This window comes from Gordonia sp. OPL2 (assembly GCF_003797825.1).
Classification (GTDB): domain Bacteria; phylum Actinomycetota; class Actinomycetes; order Mycobacteriales; family Mycobacteriaceae; genus Gordonia.
The window spans coordinates 44,414-62,630 of record NZ_RKME01000002.1; the positions used below are offsets into that span (position 1 = coordinate 44,414).

General features: G+C 66.7%; 16 protein-coding genes. 7 read left to right on the top strand and 9 right to left on the bottom strand.

The window, feature by feature from the left end; translation table 11 throughout:
• Positions 1-16: 16 nt before the first annotated feature.
• The 3 genes from EEB19_RS03260 to EEB19_RS03270 all read right to left on the bottom strand — a co-directional run bounded on the left by EEB19_RS03260 (position 17) and on the right by EEB19_RS03270 (position 1,683).
• Positions 17-508 carry a peroxiredoxin gene (locus tag EEB19_RS03260; protein WP_187583174.1) on the bottom strand — a complete coding sequence of 164 codons (492 nt, stop codon included), beginning with the start codon at positions 506-508 and terminating at the stop codon, positions 17-19.
• The gene (locus tag EEB19_RS03265; RefSeq protein WP_187583176.1) at positions 505-936 is read right to left on the bottom strand and encodes a DUF3052 domain-containing protein; all 432 of its coding nucleotides are present in this window, start codon (positions 934-936) and stop codon (positions 505-507) included. The genes EEB19_RS03260 and EEB19_RS03265 overlap by 4 nt, the downstream gene beginning before the upstream one ends.
• Before the next feature lie 111 nt (positions 937-1,047).
• Entirely contained in the window at positions 1,048-1,683 is a 636-nt protein-coding gene (locus EEB19_RS03270; RefSeq protein WP_187583177.1) for a hypothetical protein, read from the bottom strand.
• A gap of 218 nt (positions 1,684-1,901) precedes the next feature.
• Between EEB19_RS03270 and aceE the strand changes: the two genes are divergently transcribed.
• The 6 genes from aceE to EEB19_RS03300 all read left to right on the top strand — a co-directional run bounded on the left by aceE (position 1,902) and on the right by EEB19_RS03300 (position 10,431).
• Complete coding sequence (gene aceE, locus EEB19_RS03275; protein ID WP_262365408.1) at positions 1,902-4,715, top strand: pyruvate dehydrogenase (acetyl-transferring), homodimeric type; 2,814 nt, start codon at positions 1,902-1,904, stop codon at positions 4,713-4,715.
• Between the two features lie 159 nt (positions 4,716-4,874).
• Positions 4,875-6,146 carry a CdaR family transcriptional regulator gene (locus tag EEB19_RS03280; protein WP_187583179.1) on the top strand — a complete coding sequence of 424 codons (1,272 nt, stop codon included), beginning with the start codon at positions 4,875-4,877 and terminating at the stop codon, positions 6,144-6,146.
• A 195-nt stretch (positions 6,147-6,341) separates the two neighbouring features.
• Positions 6,342-7,250 carry an ACP S-malonyltransferase gene (locus EEB19_RS03285; RefSeq protein WP_187583181.1) on the top strand — a complete coding sequence of 303 codons (909 nt, stop codon included), beginning with the start codon at positions 6,342-6,344 and terminating at the stop codon, positions 7,248-7,250.
• A 128-nt stretch (positions 7,251-7,378) separates the two neighbouring features.
• Positions 7,379-7,684, top strand: a complete 306-nt coding sequence (gene acpM, locus EEB19_RS03290; protein ID WP_187583182.1) for a meromycolate extension acyl carrier protein AcpM — start codon at positions 7,379-7,381, stop codon at positions 7,682-7,684.
• On the top strand, positions 7,681-8,952 hold the full coding sequence (locus EEB19_RS03295) for a KasA/KasB family beta-ketoacyl-ACP synthase (protein WP_187583184.1): 1,272 nt from the start codon (positions 7,681-7,683) through the stop codon (positions 8,950-8,952). The genes acpM and EEB19_RS03295 overlap by 4 nt, the downstream gene beginning before the upstream one ends.
• Positions 8,953-8,979: 27 nt before the next feature.
• Positions 8,980-10,431 carry an acyl-CoA carboxylase subunit beta gene (locus tag EEB19_RS03300; protein WP_187583186.1) on the top strand — a complete coding sequence of 484 codons (1,452 nt, stop codon included), beginning with the start codon at positions 8,980-8,982 and terminating at the stop codon, positions 10,429-10,431.
• A 134-nt stretch (positions 10,432-10,565) separates the two neighbouring features.
• On the opposite strand, the gene EEB19_RS03305 is transcribed toward EEB19_RS03300, so the two are convergent.
• From EEB19_RS03305 to EEB19_RS03325, 5 genes are all read right to left on the bottom strand, one after another.
• Positions 10,566-11,084: a DUF3145 domain-containing protein gene (locus EEB19_RS03305; protein ID WP_187583188.1), complete on the bottom strand. Its 519-nt coding sequence runs from the start codon at positions 11,082-11,084 to the stop codon at positions 10,566-10,568.
• 124 nt (positions 11,085-11,208) lie between these two features.
• Positions 11,209-12,033 (bottom strand): serine hydrolase, encoded by an 825-nt coding sequence (locus EEB19_RS03310; RefSeq protein ID WP_187583190.1) that lies wholly within the window; start codon positions 12,031-12,033, stop codon positions 11,209-11,211.
• Positions 12,034-12,083: 50 nt separating this feature from the next.
• The gene (locus EEB19_RS03315) at positions 12,084-13,214 is read right to left on the bottom strand and encodes an NDMA-dependent alcohol dehydrogenase (RefSeq protein WP_187583192.1); all 1,131 of its coding nucleotides are present in this window, start codon (positions 13,212-13,214) and stop codon (positions 12,084-12,086) included.
• Between the two features lie 238 nt (positions 13,215-13,452).
• Entirely contained in the window at positions 13,453-15,057 is a 1,605-nt protein-coding gene (fadD5, locus tag EEB19_RS03320) for a fatty-acid--CoA ligase FadD5 (protein ID WP_187583194.1), read from the bottom strand.
• A gap of 105 nt (positions 15,058-15,162) precedes the next feature.
• Complete coding sequence (locus EEB19_RS03325; protein ID WP_262365409.1) at positions 15,163-15,972, bottom strand: enoyl-CoA hydratase-related protein; 810 nt, start codon at positions 15,970-15,972, stop codon at positions 15,163-15,165.
• A 196-nt stretch (positions 15,973-16,168) separates the two neighbouring features.
• On the opposite strand from EEB19_RS03325, the gene EEB19_RS03330 reads away from it, so the two are divergent.
• A complete protein-coding gene (locus EEB19_RS03330; protein WP_187583196.1) occupies positions 16,169-17,404 on the top strand; it encodes a TetR/AcrR family transcriptional regulator in 1,236 nt (411 codons plus the stop codon).
• On the opposite strand, the gene EEB19_RS03335 is transcribed toward EEB19_RS03330, so the two are convergent.
• The gene (locus EEB19_RS03335) at positions 17,378-18,106 is read right to left on the bottom strand and encodes a hypothetical protein (RefSeq protein WP_187583198.1); all 729 of its coding nucleotides are present in this window, start codon (positions 18,104-18,106) and stop codon (positions 17,378-17,380) included. The two genes, EEB19_RS03330 and EEB19_RS03335, sit on opposite strands and share 27 nt — an antisense overlap.
• Positions 18,107-18,217: the final 111 nt, after the last annotated feature.

Genomic DNA, 18,217 nt, shown 5'->3' on the forward strand with positions numbered 1-18,217 from the left:
CCGACGACCGGTGATCTCAGTCCGCCACGAGCAGAGCCTTCTCCCACAGGGCAGAATCGCGCGCCTCCCCCGGTCCGAGCATGTCGGAGAACCGGATGATCCCGTCGGTGTCGACCAGGAACGTCGCGCGGTTGGCATAGCCGCTGGCGTCGTTGAACACCCCGAAATCGCGGGCGACGGCTCCGTGCGGCCAGAAGTCCGACAGGATCGGGAACAGGAAACCCTGCGCCGACGACCACACCTTGTGGGTCGGCGGTGGGCCCACCGACACCGCGACCGTCCGGAGTCCGTCCCGGATGAACTGCGGCTGGTGATCGCGGATGTATCCCAGCTCCCCCTGGCACGTGCCGGTGAAGGCGAGCGGGAAGAACACCAACAGCACCTGTCCGTCGGCGCGCAGGCCGGACAGCGACACACGCTGGTTGTTCTGGTCGCGCAACTCGAAGTCGGGCGCCACGTCTCCCACGGCCAGCGGTGACGTCGGCCGTGCGGTGGAGTCCGCGCTCATGCGCGTTTGCGGGATTTCGGCTGCACGAGCCGAGATCCGGACCAGCCCCCGAGACTGACGACATTGGTCTGGGTGAGACCGGCGGTCGGTGCCGACTCGGCGATCTCACTGGGATCGACGTGGCCGTCGGTGCCGGTCTTCGGCGAGAACACCCAGACATACCCGTCGTCGGCGAGCGGGGCGATCGCGTCCATCAACGCGTCCACCAGGTCGCCGTCACCGTCGCGCCACCACAGCACGACGACGTCGATGACATCGTCAGCGTCCTCGTCGACCATCTCCCCACCGATGGTGTCCTCGATGTCGGCCCGAAGGTCGTCGTCGGCGTCCTCGTCCCAACCCAGTTCCTGGACGACCATGCCGGACGTGAAACCGAGCTTGTCGGCGTGGCTGTCCCCAGCGTTACCGGACTCTGTGGCGGCTACCACCGCGTGCGACCTCCCAAATGAATTCGACTGTCAGCTTAGGGAACAGCCTAGATGCTCCGGACGCAACCCGAACAGGGGCATTTGAGACCGGCGCGTCGCGCGACGTCGACGTCAGGGCGTCGGCGACGGCGCCGACGACGAGGACGGCGTCGGAACAGACCCAGAACCGCCGGGCCCCGGAACGGGCGACGCACCCGCTGTCGGCGGGACCGGTAGATACCCGACACACGCGTTCAGTACCGCCTGCTTGTCCCGGGTCCATTGTGCGGCAATCGGATTGAGCCCGGACAATTGACGTTTGCCGATCGCCGCACCGAGGCGTCCGGTGGAGTCGAGGAACCGGTTCGTCGACGCTGCGACGTCCACCGGGGTCGACGACTCGATCCGTTTGCGGATCAGATCGGCCCCGGCGATGAGGCTCGCGCGGGCCCTGTCGTCCAGATCGCCGACATCGGCGTAGTCGTGGACCTCGCTGAGTTTCCGGATGAACGCGTTGTAGCCGCGGACCATCACGACCATCGACGACATCGCCTCGCGACACAGTTCGACGCCGTCGGCCCGTACCGACGACGCCGCCGACTCGGACAATTCGGCCCGATAGATCGCGACCTGGCCCGGGATCGCCGACCCGGATCCGTCGACGGTGGTCGCGCACCCGGAGGCGAGAACGGCCACTGCCGACAACGCGCACAGGCCGACCGCACGGCCCCACCTGCGCGGGCGATCGTCGGCCCGGTTCCGCCTCATGCCTCGCATCGTCCTCCTGACCCACGAGTAACAAACACCGAAACGCTACCGCAGGTCGGAGCGGGTGGCAGCAAGCTCGCCCACCCGGTGCCAACCCAAGTGACATGGGGCACGATGAGAGGGGGACGTCGCTGTCCCGACATCATGGGAGCGACGCCCGAGTCATCGCACGCCGGACACCACCGTGCACCCGGCCGACCGAGGGAGTAGGCATAACAGTGACCGAACAGGCAGAGCACACGACCACCGCCGGAGGCAACGGTTCCGGACCGTCGGGCGCCGCCGGCAGTGATCGCAACCGCGTCCGCGTCATCCGGGAGGGCGTGGCGTCGTACCTGCCCGACATCGACCCCGACGAGACCGGCGAGTGGCTCGAGTCCTTCGACAAACTCCTCGATCACGCGGGGCCCGGGCGAGCCCGGTATCTGATGCTCCGACTGCTGGAGCGGGCCGGTGAGAAGCGTGTCGCGATTCCGTCGCTGACCTCCACCGACTACGTGAACACCATCCCGACCGAGAACGAACCGTGGTTCCCCGGCGACGAAGAAGTCGAGCGGCGCTTCCGCGCATTCATCCGATGGAACGCCGCGATCATGGTCCATCGCGCCCAGCGTCCCGGTGTGGGCGTCGGCGGGCACATCTCGACGTACGCGTCGTCGGCGGCGCTCTACGAGGTCGGCTTCAACCACTTCTTCCGCGGCACCGACCACTCCGGCGGTGGCGATCAGATCTTCATCCAGGGCCACGCGTCCCCGGGCATCTACGCCCGCGCGTTCCTCGAGGGACGCATCGACGAGAAGCGCATGGACGGCTTCCGTCAGGAGCACAGCCATGCCGGCGAGGGCGGCGGCCTGCCGTCCTATCCGCACCCGCGTCTGATGCCGGAGTTCTGGCAGTTCCCCACGGTCTCGATGGGCCTGGGCCCGATGAACGCGATCTACCAGGCACGGTTCAACCACTACCTGCACGATCGCGGGATCACCGACACCTCTGATCAGCACGTGTGGGCGTTCCTCGGCGACGGCGAGATGGACGAACCGGAGTCGCGCGGATTCGCGAGCTTCGCGGCCACCGAGGGTCTCGACAACCTCACCTTCGTCATCAACTGCAACCTGCAGCGTCTCGACGGTCCCGTGCGCGGCAACGGCAAGATCATCCAGGAGCTCGAGTCGTTCTTCCGCGGCGCCGGCTGGAACGTCATCAAGGTGATCTGGGGTCGCGAGTGGGATTCGCTGCTGCACGCCGACCGCGACGGCGCGCTGGTCAACCTGATGAACACCACCCCCGACGGCGACTTCCAGACCTACAAGGCCAACGACGGCGCGTTCGTCCGCGAACACTTCTTCAATCGCGACCCGCGAACGAAGGAACTGGTCAAGGACCTCTCCGACGCCGAGATCTGGAATCTCAAGCGCGGCGGTCACGACTATCGCAAGATCCACGCCGCCTACGCCGCGGCCATGGCACACAAGGGACAGCCGACCGTCATCCTGGCGCACACCATCAAGGGCTACACGCTGGGCAAGCACTTCGAGGGACGCAACGCGACCCACCAGATGAAGAAGCTGACCCTCGACGATCTCAAGGCCTTCCGCGACAGCACCCGTATCCCGATCAGCGACGCGCAGCTCGAGGAGAATCCCTACGTGCCGCCGTACTACCACCCGGGACCGGATGCGCCCGAGATCCGTTACATGCTCGATCGGCGCAAGTCGCTCGGCGGGTTCCTGCCTGCGCGGCGAACGACGTCGAAGGTTCTGCGGCCCGATGTCAGCAAGGCACTCAAGACCACCGCCAAGGGGTCCGGGAAGCAGCAGGTCGCCACCACCATGGCACTCGTGCGCATCTTCAAGGATCTGTTGCGCGACAAGGAGATCGGGAAGCGGATCGTGCCGATCATCCCCGATGAGGCCCGCACGTTCGGCATGGACTCGTGGTTCCCGACACTCAAGATCTACAACCGCAACGGGCAGCTCTACACCTCGGTCGACGCGGAGCTGATGCTGGCATACAAGGAGAGCAACGAGGGCCAGATCCTGCACGAGGGCATCAACGAGGCGGGGTCGGCTGCGTCGTTCACCGCCGTCGGGACGTCCTACTCCACCCACGACGAGCCGATGATCCCGCTGTACATCTTCTACTCGATGTTCGGCTTCCAGCGCACCGGCGACAGCTTCTGGGCCGCGGCCGATCAGATGGCGCGTGGGTTCGTGATCGGCGCGACGGCCGGTCGCACCACACTGACCGGCGAGGGCCTGCAGCACGCCGACGGCCAGTCGCCCCTGCTGGCGGCGACGAACCCCGCGGTGGCCGCCTACGATCCCGCGTTCGCGTTCGAACTCGGGCACATCATCGCCGACGGTCTCGAGCGGATGTACGGCGAGGAGCCGGAGAACATCTACTACTACCTCACCGTCTACAACGAGCCGATCAGTCAGCCGGCCGAGCCGGAGAACCTCGACGTCGCGGGGGTGCTGAAGGGCATCTACCGCTTCGCCGAGGCGCCGTCGGACAAGAAGTTCCCGGCGAACATCCTGGTGTCGGGCGTGACCATGCCCGATGCGCTGCGGGCCGCCGAGCTGCTCGCAGACGAGTGGGATGTCGGCGCGAACGTGTACTCGGTGACCTCGTGGAGCGAGCTCGCCCGCGACGGCATCCGCGCCGACCGCGACTCGGTGCGGGAGCCGGCCGCCGATCACCCGCGGCCGTATCTGACCGAGGTGCTCGCCGACGTCCCGGGTCCGGTGGTCGCGGTCAGCGATTACATGCGGGGCGTGCAGGAGCAGATCCGCGCGTACGTGCCCGGCACCTATCTGACGCTGGGCACCGACGGATTCGGGTTCTCCGACACGCGCCCGGCCGCCCGCCGGTACTTCAACGTGGACGCGGAGTCGATCGTCGTCGGCGTCCTGGTCGCATTGGCCCGTGACGGCCACATACCGGCCACCGTTGCCGCCGAGGCCGCGGAGAAGTATCAGATCACCGACGTCGCAGCCGCTCCCGAACCGACAGGTGACCCGGGCGTCGCATGATCTCGTGAGTGTCGTCGGGCCGATCGGGCCGACGACGCCCCCGCGATCCACCATCAACGCGAACGTGGCCGTTCACCGCTTCCGGCGGTGGGCGGCCACGGTGCGTCGTGGCCGACGTGGGACGGACCCGCTGCGGACCGACGAGACTACATTGAGATGGTGACCGACGCGGGCGTGAACCAGGAGCCACCGACGGCCGACGTGTTCGGCGAGCGTGGGGCTCATGTCCCCGCACCGGCGACCGTGCACGACGCGCTGCCGGACACGCTCCTGCGCCGGGTCAAGCAGTACAGCGGGCGTCTGGCGACCGAGGCCGTCCACTCCATGCAGGATCAGTTGCCCTACTTCGGGGATCTCGACGCCGCCCAGCGCGCCAGTGTCCAGCTGGTGGTCCAGACCGCGGTGGTGAATTTCGTCGAGTGGATTCAGGATCCCGAGGGCAACGTCAAGTTCACGGTCCAGGCGTTCCAGGTCGTCCCCCAGGACCTGGCACGCCGGATCACGCTGCTGCAGACCGTCGAGATGGTCCGCGTCGCGATGGAGTTCTTCGAGAAGTGGCTGCCGCTGCTGGCGCGCAACGACGCGCAACTCCGGGCGCTCACCGAATCGGTCCTGCGGTACGGCCGTGAGATCGGATTCGCGGCCGCCTCGATCTACGCGTCCGCAGCCGAATCCCGCGGAGCCTGGGACTCCCGGCTCGAGGCCCTGGTCGTCGATGCCGTGGTCCGCGGCGACACCGGACCGCAGCTGCTGTCCCGGGCCGCCGCGTTGAACTGGGACTCCGATGCCCCGGCGACCATCATCGTCGGCGCCCCTCCCCCCGAGCAGAACGTGTCGGTCCCGCTGGCCATCCACAACACGGCCAAGCAGTACGACCGATCCGCGTTGTCGGTCGTCCAGGGCAAGTTCCTCGTCGCGATCGTCAGCGGGCCGATTCGGACGTCCGAACGGTTCGTCACCGAGCTGCTGAAGCATTTCGCCGAGGGACCCGTGGTGATCGGCCCGACGATGCCCAACCTCGGCAGCGCACACGCCAGCTCGAACGAGGCGATGGCGGGTATCGCGGCGGTCGTCGGCTGGCCCAGCGCCCCCAGGCCGGTCCACAGCCTCGAACTGCTGCCGGAACGGGCACTCAACGGCGACACCTCGGCGATGGCTGCCCTGAACGACACACTGGTGCGTCCACTGGCCAAAGGCGGCACCACCCTGAACGCGACGCTCGAGGCATATCTGGACTCGGGAGGGTCTGTCGAAAGTTGCGCGCGCGTACTGTATATCCATCCAAATACAGTTCGGTACAGATTAAAGAAGATCGCAGAGATCACCGGACGTGACCCAACTAACCCTCGTGATGGCTACGTACTGAGGGTCGCGGCGACTGTGGGTCGATTGACACACTTACAAAACGAAACGCAAACATCCGCCACTTGAGCAACAGCAGTCACACCCATATTTTCACGTTTGTGCTGATCAACCTTCTGAGGACACATTTTCATAACGCATCTCAGAGTGATGACGAACCAGTGACCCCTTCGATGAAGTTTGTGGGAACCCTACAAATGCGCACCACAAGGTTCATCGGTCACAACACCCACAAAACCACCGCCGACGGTGTTCTCTGGTCACGTGCTTTCGATCCTCGCGCCCGGACAGGGCTCACAGACGCCCGGCATGCTCTCCACGTGGGTGGAACTCGCCGGTGCCCGTGACCAGCTTTCGACGTGGTCGAAACTGGTCGGCCTCGATCTCGAGCGGCTCGGGACCACCGCGACCGCGGACGAGATCACCGACACGGCGGTCACCCAGCCGCTGGTCGTGGCGTCCGCCCTGCTCGCCTTCGACGAGCTGAGCAAGCGCGCCCCGCTGCCCGAGAACGCGATCGTCGCCGGACACTCGGTCGGCGAACTCGCGGCCGCGGCCATCACCGGGGTCATCAGCGCCGACGAGGCCGTCACGCTGGCCGCGATCCGCGGTGCGGAGATGGCCAAGGCATGTGCGCTCGAGCCCACCATCATGGCGGCCGTGCTCGGCGGGGACGAGGCCACCGTCCTGGCCCGCCTCGAGGAGCTCGATCTGATCCCGGCCAACCGCAACGCGGCCGGACAGATCGTCGCCGCGGGCAAGGTCGAGGCCATCGAGGCCCTGATCGCCGACCCGCCGGAGAAGGCCCGCGTGCGCAAGCTCGCCGTCGCCGGCGCCTTCCACACCCGATTCATGGCCCCGGCCCAGGATGCTGTGGCCGCGGCGGCCGCGCAGATCACTCCCGCCGACCCCACCCGCACCCTGCTCTCGAATTCCGACGGTCTGCCTGTAACGAATGGCGCCGATGCACTGACAAAACTAGTGGGACAGGTGACGAAACCGGTCCGTTGGGACCTGTGCTCGGGTTACATGCGCGAACAGGCCACCACTGCCGTCGTCGAGCTTCCGCCTGCAGGCACGCTCGTCGGCATCTCGAAGCGAGAGTTGAAGGGCACGCCGACGCTGGCGCTCAAGTCGCCCGACGACCTCGACAACATCACCGAACTTGGATAGAGGTCGCGGCGGGACGCCGTGACCCCCGGAAAACCGGCCAACCGGTTGTCCAAGCACCCAGAGACCCGTGTGGTTCGAGGGTGCTCCGGATTGCACACATCGAGCGAAAACAAGAAGGGAACCACACAGTGGCTGCCACCCAGGAACAACTCATCGCCGGCATCGCCGAGATCATCGAAGAAGTGACCGGCATCGAGCCGTCCGAGGTGACGATGGAGAAGTCGTTCGTCGACGACCTCGACATCGACTCGCTGTCGATGGTGGAGATCGCCGTGCAGACCGAGGACAAGTACGGCGTGAAGATCCCGGATGAGGATCTCGCCGGACTGCGCACCGTCGGCGACGCCGTCGCCTACATCCAGAAGCTCGAGGCCGAGAACCCCGAAGCTGCTGCCGCCATCAAGGCCCAGGTCGAGGCAGACCAGAACTCGTGAGCTCCCCCTCCCTCCGCGAATACTCCACGCTGGGTGGGAACTTCCCGAGTGTGGTGGTCACCTCGATGGTGGCCACCACCTCGCTGGGCGAAGATCTGGACACCACCTGGAAGAAGCTGCTTGCGGGTGAGTCGGGCATCCGTGTACTGACCGACGACTTCGTCACCAAGTTCGGCGACCTTCCGTGCCGCATCGGCGGACGGCTGGTCAAGGACCCGGCCGAGGAGGTCACGCGCGTCGAGGCACGCCGCATGGCGTACGTCGAGCGCATCGCGCACGTCCTGAGCAAGCGCCTGTGGGCCCACGCCGGCGAGCCCGAGGTCGATCCCGACCGACTGGCCGTCGTGCTGGGCACCGGTCAGGGTGGCGGCGACGCGATGGTCGACGCCGTCAAGGCGATCGAATCATCGGGCAACTACCGCAAGGTCTCCCCGCTCGCCGTGTCGATGGCCATGCCCAACGGGCCGGCCGCAGTCACCGGCCTCAACGTGGGCGCCCGTGCAGGCGTCATCACCCCGGTCTCGGCGTGTTCGTCGGGTGCGGAGGCGATCGCGCACGCGTGGCGTCACATCGTCATGGGTGACGCCGACATGGTCGTCACCGGTGGCGTCGAGGGCCACATCGACGCGATTCCGATCGCGGCGTTCTCGATGATGCGGGCGATGAGCACGCGCAACGACGATCCGGCGGGTGCCTCGCGTCCGTTCGACAAGGATCGCGACGGCTTCGTGTTCGGTGAGGGCGCTGCGATGCTGATCCTCGAGCGCGAGGAGCACGCACGGGCACGTGGCGCGCACATCCACGCACGAGTGCTCGGCGCGGGCATCACCTCTGATGGATTCCATCTGGTGGCGCCGGATCCGAGTGGTCAGGGCAACGCTCGCGCGATGACCCGGGCGATCCAGACCGCGGGTCTCACCAAAGCCGACATCACCCACATCAACGCGCACGCGACGTCGACTCCGATCGGCGACACGGCGGAGGCTGCGGGTATCACGGCGGCGATCGGGCAGCATGCCGCGGTCTATGCCCCCAAGTCGGCTCTCGGACACTCCATCGGCGCAGTCGGGGCGCTGGAGTCCGTGATCACCATCAAGAGCGTGGAGGAAGGTGTCATCCCTCCGACGCTCAACCTGGAGAACCAGGATCCCGAATGTGATGTCGACGTCGTGCACGGTGAAGCCCGCTACGGGCAGATCGATTACGCGTTGAACAACTCGTTCGGATTCGGTGGGCACAACGTTGCGCTCGCCTTCGGTCGCTACTGATCAACACCCGACACCCAGGAGACACCGATGACCACATTGGCTCCCATCACCGGCCATGAGGAAGCTGCGGATCCCCGTGACCCGCTGCTGCGTCTGACCAACTTCTTCGACGAAGGCTCGATGTCGCTCCTGCACGCACGCGACAAGTCCGGCGTGCAGGCCGCCATCGGACAGGTCAACGGCGTCCGGACCGTCTCCTATTGCACCGATGGCACCGTGATGGGCGGTGCCATGGGTGTCGTCGGGTGTGCTCACATCGTCAACGCGATCGACACCGCGATCACCGAACAGGCGCCCGTCGTCGGCATCTGGCACTCCGGTGGCGCCCGACTGGCCGAAGGGGTCGAGGCCCTCCACGCGGTCGGCGGGGTGTTCGAGGCGATGGTGCGGGCATCCGGCTACGTACCGCAGATCTCGGTGGTCGTCGGCTTCGCCGCCGGCGGCGCCGCATATGGTCCCGCTCTCACCGATGTCGTGATCATGGCGCCCGCGGGACGCGTGTTCGTCACCGGGCCCGATGTCGTCAAGAGTGTCACCGGGGAGTCCGTCGACATGGAGTCGCTCGGCGGTCCCCTCACCCACGGCAAGAAGTCCGGCGTCAGCCACATCACCGCCGACTCCGAGCCCGACGCGTATTGGCGCGCACGGCGTCTGGTGTCGACGTTCAGCCAGCAGGGGCATTTCAACCGCGAGCAGGCCGAGGCCGGCGACACCGATCTCAAGGCCCTTCTCCCGGAGTCGAATCGACGCGCCTACGACGTGCACCCGGTCGTCGAACAGCTGCTCGACAACCAGCTGGCCGCCGACGGCGAGACCGAGATCTCCAGTTTCGAAGAGCTGCAAGCGAAATGGGCTCCCAACATCGTCATCGGTTTCGGCCGCCTGTCGGGTCGCAGTGTCGGCGTCATCGCCAACAACCCCCTCCGCATGGGTGGCTGCCTCAATTCCGAGAGTGCCGAGAAGGCCTCCCGGTTCGTCCGCCTGTGCGACGCCTTCGGTGTCCCGCTGATCGTCCTGACCGACGTTCCCGGTTACCTGCCCGGTGTGGGCCAGGAGTGGAACGGCGTGGTCCGCCGCGGAGCGAAACTGCTGCACGCCTTTGCCGAGTGCACCGTCCCCCGGGTGACCCTGGTGACCCGAAAGATCTACGGCGGCGCCTACATCGCGATGAACTCGCGCGCCCTCGGCGCGACCGCGGTCTTCGCGTGGCCGGGCTCGGAGGTCGCCGTCATGGGCGCCAAGGCCGCAGTCGGCATCCTGCACAAGAAGGCCCTGGCCGCAGCGCCGGACGACGAGCGCGAGGCACTGCACGACCGCCTGGCCGCCGAGCACGAGGCCATCGCCGGCGGTGTCGGGCGGGCGCAGTCGATCGGTGTCGTCGACGACGTCATCGACCCGGCCACCACCCGCAGCCGCATCGCCGAGGCCCTGGCCGCGGCACCGGCCCGACGTGGTCGCCACAAGAACATCCCACTCTGACGTCGGCGGTTCGATCGGCGGCGGGCGAGCCTCGCGAACCCGCCGCACACTGAACCCGCCGCACATCGGACTCCTGCACACCACAATTCGGCCCCGGCAGCTCGCTACCGGGGCCGAATCTCGTAGGTGGGGGTCTATCCCACGCGTTGCTGCAGCCAGGTGACCTCGGCGCCCGCGCCACCCATGCGGTAGGGCTCGAGGGCCTCGTCCCACGCGGTGCCGATGGCCGCCTCGAGCTCGCCGGCGAGTCCGACGCTGTCGGGCTGGGATTCGATCAGCGAGCGCAGTTGCATCTCACCGATGATGACGTCGCCGTTGGCACTGGTCGACCCACGCCAGAGCCCGAGACCGGGCACATAGCTGAATCGCTCGCCATCGACACCGTCGCTGGCGTTCTCGGTCACCTCGAAACGCAGGGCCGACCATTCGCGCAACGCCGTCACCAGGCGCGCGCCAGTGCCGACTGGGCCGGCCCAGTCAACGGTGGCCCGTTGTAGACCGGGGTCGGCCTCCTGCGCGGACCACTTCAGGTTGGCCCGCGCATTCAGGGTCGACGACAGAGCCCACTCCACATGCGGGCAGAGCGCCACCGGCGCCGAGTGGATGTACACCACTCCTGTTGTCATGTCCGCAAACTGATTCAGATTGCGCACCTTGTTCACCTCCGGTTTCGACGAGGAACGTCTTCCCCAACACACCTCTCGAACCGGATATCACACTCGTGTGATTAATTGTGCCTCATGTGGCCCGTGTTGCGCCAGTTTCTCGAGTGCTTTCTCAGGATTGGATTCTCCCCGAGATCTGGGCGACGACGGAGTCGTTGAACTCGCTCCACAAGGGCTTCGCCCATGCTCCGAACGGCCGATCGGTGAGCACCACACACGCGGCCTGCAGCTCGGGGTCCACCCAGCAGAATGTGCCGCTCTGCCCGAAATGGCCGTAGGTGCGGGGAGAGTTCCGGGTGCCGGTCCAGTGGGGGTGTTTGTCCGATCGGATCTCGAATCCGAGGCCCCAGTCGTTGGGGCGGTGCTTGCCGTAACCGGGGACGAAACCGTCGAGGCCCGGGAAGTGCACCGACGTCGCGGTCTCGAGGGTCGCCGTCGAGACGAGCGTCGGCGACAGCAGTTCACCCGCGAACAGCGACAGGTCAGCAACCGTGGAGCGGGCGCCGTGGCCGGCCGGGCCCGCCAGCTCCGACGACGCCATCTGCAGGGGCTCTGCGACGGCCTGGCGCAGGTAGTCGGCGAACGGGATCTCCGTGACCGCCTCGATCGTCTCGGCCAACACCTCGAACCCGGCGCTGGAGTAGATGCGCTGTGTGGCCGGCGGGGCGGCGACGTCGCGGCCGTCGAAGGCGAGCCCCGACGCATGTGCGAGCAGGTGAGCGACCGTTGCCCCCGGCGGACCCGCCGCATCGTCGAGTTCGGTCGCCCCCTCCTCCACCGCGACGAGAACGGCCTCGGCCACCAGGAGTTTGGTGACCGAGGCCAGTTCGAAGACGCGTCCGGTGTCGCCGAAATCGTCGACGACACCGGACGGGGTGATGATCGCGGCCGCCACGTTGTCGGCAGGCCACTGCGCTAGGGCATCGAGTGCTGACACATCGCAACCCTACCGACGCGCACCCGGGCAGGAGCCCGAGGGAGCCGGGGTCAGCGATCCTCGTCGGTGTAGCGGATGACACCGCGGATGTTCTTGCCGTCGAGCATGTCCTGGTAGCCCTCGTTGATCTGATCCAGGCGGTACTGACGGGTGATCATGTCCTCGATGTTGAGCTTGCCCATCCGGTACATCGAGAGCAGCTGCGGGATGTCGAGCTTCGGGTTGGCGCCACCGAAGATGGTGCCCTGCAGATTCTTCTGCAGCAGGGTCAGCATCGCGAGGTTCAGGGTGACCTCGTTCTCCATCATGTTGCCCATGCCGGTGAGCACACATGTCCCGGCCTTCGCAGTGATGCCCATCCAGGTGTCGACGTCTTTGCCATGGACCTCGCCGACCGTGACGATCACCTTGTGGCACATGTGCCCCTGGGTCAGTTCGGCGATGTTCATCGCGGCCTCCTCCACCGAGGCGAACGCGTGCGTGGCACCGAACTTCATGGCCTGCTCGCGCTTCCACTCCACCGGGTCGATCGCGATGACGTTTCGCGCCCCCGAGATGACCGCACCCTGCAGCGCAGCCGTGCCGACTCCGCCCACGCCGACGATGGCCACGTCCTCGCCAGGACGCACATCGCCGCTGCGCGTGGACGATCCGTATCCGGTCGGGATACCGCAGCCGCACAGCGCCGCGACCTCGAACGGGATGTCCTTGTCGATCTTCACCGCCGACGCCTCGTGAACGACCATGTACGGCGAGAAGGTACCGAGCAGGGTCATCGGGTAGACCGGCTCGCCCGAGGCGGTGTGAATGCGGAAGGTGTTGTCGGACACCGCCTCTCCTTGAAGGAGCATCGCACCGAAGTCACACAGGTTGGCGAGCCCGGCCTTACACGACGGACATTTGCCACACGACGGGATGAACGAGAGGACGACGTGGTCGCCGACCTCGAAATCGGTGACGCCCTCCCCGACCTGCTCGACGACGCCCGCGCCCTCGTGCCCACCGAGGATCGGGAAACCGGCCATGGGGATCCCGCCGGTCATCAGGTGATGGTCGGAGTGGCACATCCCGGCCGCTTCCATCCTGATCTTGATCTCGCTGCGTTGCGGATCGCCGATCTCGATCTCCTCGATCTCCCACGGCTTGTTGTTCTCCCGCAGCAGCGCACCCTTGGTCTTCACTTCACATCCTCCACTCGATAGACGCGCGTCACCCGACGGATCGACCCCCCGACAGACGCAAGACAACCTAGAAGAGACCCTAGTCACTCCGAGGCAGAAATGGAACGTGTTCTAGTTGTGAATTCTGGGCCCCCAGATCCACCGACGACGACCCGGACGCCGACGAGCCGCACCTCACCGATGAGTGGGGTGCGGCTCGCTTCCGCCGGCCGGCCCGGCGCCACGGGCCGATCCGTGACTAGTCCTTCAGACCCGCATCCTTGCTGCCGTAGGTCGATCGGAGCGACGGTTTGACGACCTTGCCACCGGCATTGCGCGGCAGTTCGTCGACGATGACGAGATCCTTCGGGTGTTTGAACCGCGCGAGGTTGTCGTTCAGGTACGGCTCGAGTTCGTCGAGAGTCAGATCGTCGACACCCTCAGCGAGGACCACGACCGCCACCGGGACCTCACCCCACTTCTCGTGTGCGCGACCGATGATGGCCGCCTCGGAGATCTTGACGTGACCGAAGAGTGCGTTCTCGACCTCGGCGCAGTAGATGTTCTCGCCACCCGAGATGATCATGTCCTTGGCGCGGTCGACGACGTAGAGGAAGCCCTCCTCGTCCTGCCGCACGAGATCGCCCGAGTGGAACCAGCCGCCGTGGAACGCGTCCGCGGTGCCCTGTGGGTTCTGCCAGTAGCCCTTCATCATGTTCGGGCCGCGATAGACGATCTCGCCGACCTGCCCGGCGATCACGTCGTTCATCTCCGGATCGACCACGCGCGCGGTCACCGCCGGGACCACCTTGCCGATGGAGCCGATCTTGCGCAACGCGTCGGTGCCCTCGAGCACGCAGGTGATCGGCGACATCTCGGTCTGTCCGAACACCGCGACGTTCAGGGCATCCGGGAAGGTCTCGCCCATGGCTCGCAGCACGGTGTCCGACGCCGGGGCGGCGCCCCAGCTGATCACCCTGAGTTGCAGGTTCCGCGGCTTCGTCTGCTGCGCGGCACACACGGCCTGCCACTGGGCCGGCACGAGGAAGATCGACGTGGTGCCCTCCTGCTCCAAGGTGTCGAGCATGTCGTTCGGGTCGAACGCTCCGAGCGGATGGATCACCGAGAGTGCACCCATGTAGAACAGCGGTGCCATGGCCCCCAGGCCGGCGATGTGGAACATGGGCGCGACGCATGAACCGATGTCGTCGGGCCGCGTCTGCAGCGCCTGCAGGCAGGTGACCGCCTGCGCCTGCATGTTCGTGTGGGTCAGCATGGCGCCCTTGGGCTTTCCGGTGGTTCCGGAGGTGTACATGATCAATGCCACGGTCTCTTCGGGCACGTCGATCTCGGGCAGATCCGAGGAGTCCTCGGACACGAGGTCCTCGAACTTCAGATGCGCCGGGTTGTCGGTGTCGCCCACCACGATGGTCGCGTCGATCGCGCCGGTGGAGGCGCTGACCGCGTCGGCCAGCGGTGCCAGCAGCGCCTCGGTGACGATGATCTTCGCGCCGCTGTCGGACACCAGGAACGCGATCTCCGCCGGGCTCATGCGCACGTTCACCGGCACCGGGATGGCGCCGATGAGGTTGGCACCCAGTACCGCCTCGACATACTCGCTGCGATTGAGCAGGACGAGCAGGATACGGTCGCCGAACTGCACGCCGCGACGACTCAGGGCGGCCGCGAAACCCCGCGAGCGCTCTTCGAGCTGCGACCACGTGGTGACGTTCCCGAGGAACTTCAGCGCCGGCTTGTCCGGTGTGGTGAACGCGTGTCGGCGGACCTGGTTGTTCCAGTGATTACGGCGGGACCGAAGCGGCTCCGTGGTGAGGTCGCTGGTCGAGTCGACGGTGGCGGTCATGTCTGATCTCCTCTGTGGGGTGAGAGTTCTGCGACTGTGCGCCGGCGCGTTCGGCGGGCCACACGGTCATGAATCGATTGATGAAATCGGGTATCGGTGAGCGGGTCAGGGTTTGGCGCCGGCGAAGGCAGCCATCGCCGCCTGGAACTCCGCGGATTGCAGCAGCGTCGTCTGTCCTTCGAGTTCGCGGTCGAGGGCGGCATCGAAGTCACCCATCGTGTGGGCGTCGAGGGCTTCCTTGGTCAGCCGCAGCGCGCTCGCCGACGTCGCGACCAGCTTGGCCACCGTCGCATCGACAGTGGCGTCCAACGCCTCCCGGTCGGCCACGATCTTCGTGATCAGACCGGCATCGTAAGCCTCTGTGGCAGGCAACTTCTCACCGAGCAGCGCCATCGCGTTCGCCCGCGCGCGTCCCACCGCGGCAGCCACCGACATCGACGCGCCACCGTCCGGCATCAGCCCGATGTTGATGAACGCGAGCAGGAAGTACGACCGCTCGGTCGCGTAGACGAGGTCGGACGCGAACGCCAGTGATGCGCCGATCCCGACGGCCGGTCCGTCCACGACCGCGATCACAGGTACGGCGACGCCCCGCACGGCCCGGGCCAGATCCGAACCACCGGAGATCACCCCGCGCGCCTGCGTCGGGTCGAGCCCGCCACCCGCGTTCTCCCCCGCCGTGGCGGCGATGTCGATGACGTCGGCGCCGGTGCTGAAACTGCCACCGGCGCCGTCGATCACCACGACACGGACGTCATCTCGGGCCGACCACTCCTCGAGTGCGCCGATGATGACGCCGGTCGCGGCGCCGTTCAACGCATTCATCCGGTGCGGCCGGTGGATCTCGATCCGTGCCACCCCTCGGTCATCGACACTGACCCGGATCTCGTCGCCACCGGCCACGTTGTCGCTCACTGCCAACTCGCCCCTCACCACTGTTCGTCCCGACCCGAACCAGGCCGGGTGTCGACCACACTACTACCACAGTGCGACCCAGATCACGAGAATACTCATTAACTTATCGGAGCGGAAGTGGCGATTTTCCTGCATGTTCATCGTGGAAGTGGCAAATCGTCGTGGTGAACAACGACTCCGGCTAGGCTCGGTGCTCATGCCTGCCCAACCGGCGACCACGCCAGCGTCCCCGGCCCGCGCTCGACGACGCCGGCCCCCAGATCGGCGTGACATCATCCTGCGCGCGGCCGCCAAGGCGTTCAGCGACAACGGCTATCACGCGGTTCGCCTCGACGACATCGCCGAGGCGGCGGGGATGTCGGCACCGGCGCTGTACCGCCACTTCCCGAACAAGTACGCGCTGTTCGCCCAGACCGCGCGGATGCTCGCCGACGAGCTCGCCACCGCCGTCGGCGAGGTGCCCGCCGAACCGGACGACCCCGAACTCGAGCTGCGGGGACTTCTCTCGGCGCTCACCGGTGCGGCGATCGAGAACCGCCGCACCGGCGGGCTGTACCACTGGGAGGCCGACTACCTGCAGGGCGACGATGCACGCCATGTGCGCGACATCGTCGTCGGCCAGCATCGACGCATCCGACAAGTCGTGCGGGCGGCCCGACCGGCCCTCGATCACGACTCGGCCGACCTCATCACCGCGGCGATGACGAGCACGGTGGCCAGCCCGGCGACCCACCGCGCCGCGCTCGGACACCGGCAGATCGACGCTTTGATCTCGGCCGCAGCCATGTCGCTGATCGACACCCCGGTCCCGGCGGGACATCCCCGAGTCGAGGACTCGCCGACCACCGGCCTGTCCCCCACCTCCAGACGCGAGGTGCTGCTGGCCGAGTCGACGAAACTGTTCGCGGCGCACGGGTTTCGTGAGGTCACCATCGACGACATCGCCCGCGCCGCCGACCTTCCCGCCTCGGGCGTGTACCGGCACTTCGAGAGCAAGTCCGCGATCCTGCTCGCCGCCTTCTGGCGCACCTCCGATCGGGTGACGGCGATGATCGCCGATGCGCTGTCGTCGTCGAGCACGCCCGAGGAGGCCCTGGTCGCACTGGTCAATCGGTATGTCGGCCTGTCCTGCACGAACAACGACATGCTGTCGGTCTATGTGAAGGAGATCGGCAACCTCGCGCCCGCGCAACGCACCGAACTGCGCAGCCAGCAGCGCATCAACGTCGAGGAATGGGCTGCGTGGCTCACCCGAGCGCGTGCCGATCTGACATCGGTACAGGCACGGTTCCTCGTCCAGGCGGCGCTCAACGTCACGATCGACCTCACCCGGCCCCGGCGTCGCCCGGCCCCCGAGCAGATCTCGGCGCTGGCCCTACGCGTCCTGCTCGGTTCCCGGTACCGGTCAGACGGTGTCGAAGTCGGACAATAGCCAGCGACCATCACGCTTCTCCAGCGTGACCTTCACCCGCGATTGATACGGGATACCGTCGGGCACCTGCGAATTCACCTCGGGTGAGGTCACTGTCTGATCGAGGGTCACCAGCACGACGGCTTTTGTGTCCGTCATCGTTTGCAGACCGGCATCCTTGGACTCCGCGCGCGACGTGCCACGCGCGTCCGCGTTACCACGGCGCGCATCCTGCGAGGATGTGATGTAGGTCTTCGCGAAATCGGGGGTGGAGACCTCCCGAATCCTCCGATCGAGATCGCCGTAGTCGGCAGGATCGTACGTCGCCAGACTCGACGCGTAGGTCCGCGCGAGATCCATGACCTGACTGCGGTCCGCGGCTGACGGACCGGACGCCTCCGCCCGACGGTCGGCCTGGACCATCCCGTACGCGAAGTACGCGGTCGACGCCGCAAGGATCACCACGAGCGCCCCCAGCACGATGATCGCGTTCCGTGCCTTTGTGCCGGTAGTGGCCGACGGCACTTTGCCCGGCACGCGATCGCGCGCACTCTGCTTGTCGGACTTGCGTTCCGCTTTCTCCGCCGCCTCGGCGCGCAGGCGTTCACGGCTGGCACGATTCGCGGCGAGGAACTCCTCGCCGTCGAGTGGGGTCGCGTCCGCCTGCACGACCTCGGCGACATCATTCGCCTCGACCGCGGACGGTCGCTGGGACTTCGGCATGCGACCAATGTAGCGATCGGGCCGTGTGGTCCAGCTCACGGAGTGTTCATATCACATATATGTGATGTGTTAGCGTGACGACAGGCGACGACGCGGCGAAGGCCGCCGCGG

Coding starts and splice junctions, on each gene's coding strand:
- EEB19_RS03260 (WP_187583174.1), bottom strand. CDS start 508: ATGAGCGCGGACTCCACCGCACGGCCGACGTCACCGCTGGCCGTGGGA.
- EEB19_RS03300 (WP_187583186.1), top strand. CDS start 8,980: ATGACCACATTGGCTCCCATCACCGGCCATGAGGAAGCTGCGGATCCC.
- EEB19_RS03330 (WP_187583196.1), top strand. CDS start 16,169: ATGCCTGCCCAACCGGCGACCACGCCAGCGTCCCCGGCCCGCGCTCGA.
- EEB19_RS03270 (WP_187583177.1), bottom strand. CDS start 1,683: ATGAGGCGGAACCGGGCCGACGATCGCCCGCGCAGGTGGGGCCGTGCG.
- EEB19_RS03335 (WP_187583198.1), bottom strand. CDS start 18,106: ATGCCGAAGTCCCAGCGACCGTCCGCGGTCGAGGCGAATGATGTCGCC.
- fadD5 (WP_187583194.1), bottom strand. CDS start 15,057: ATGACCGCCACCGTCGACTCGACCAGCGACCTCACCACGGAGCCGCTT.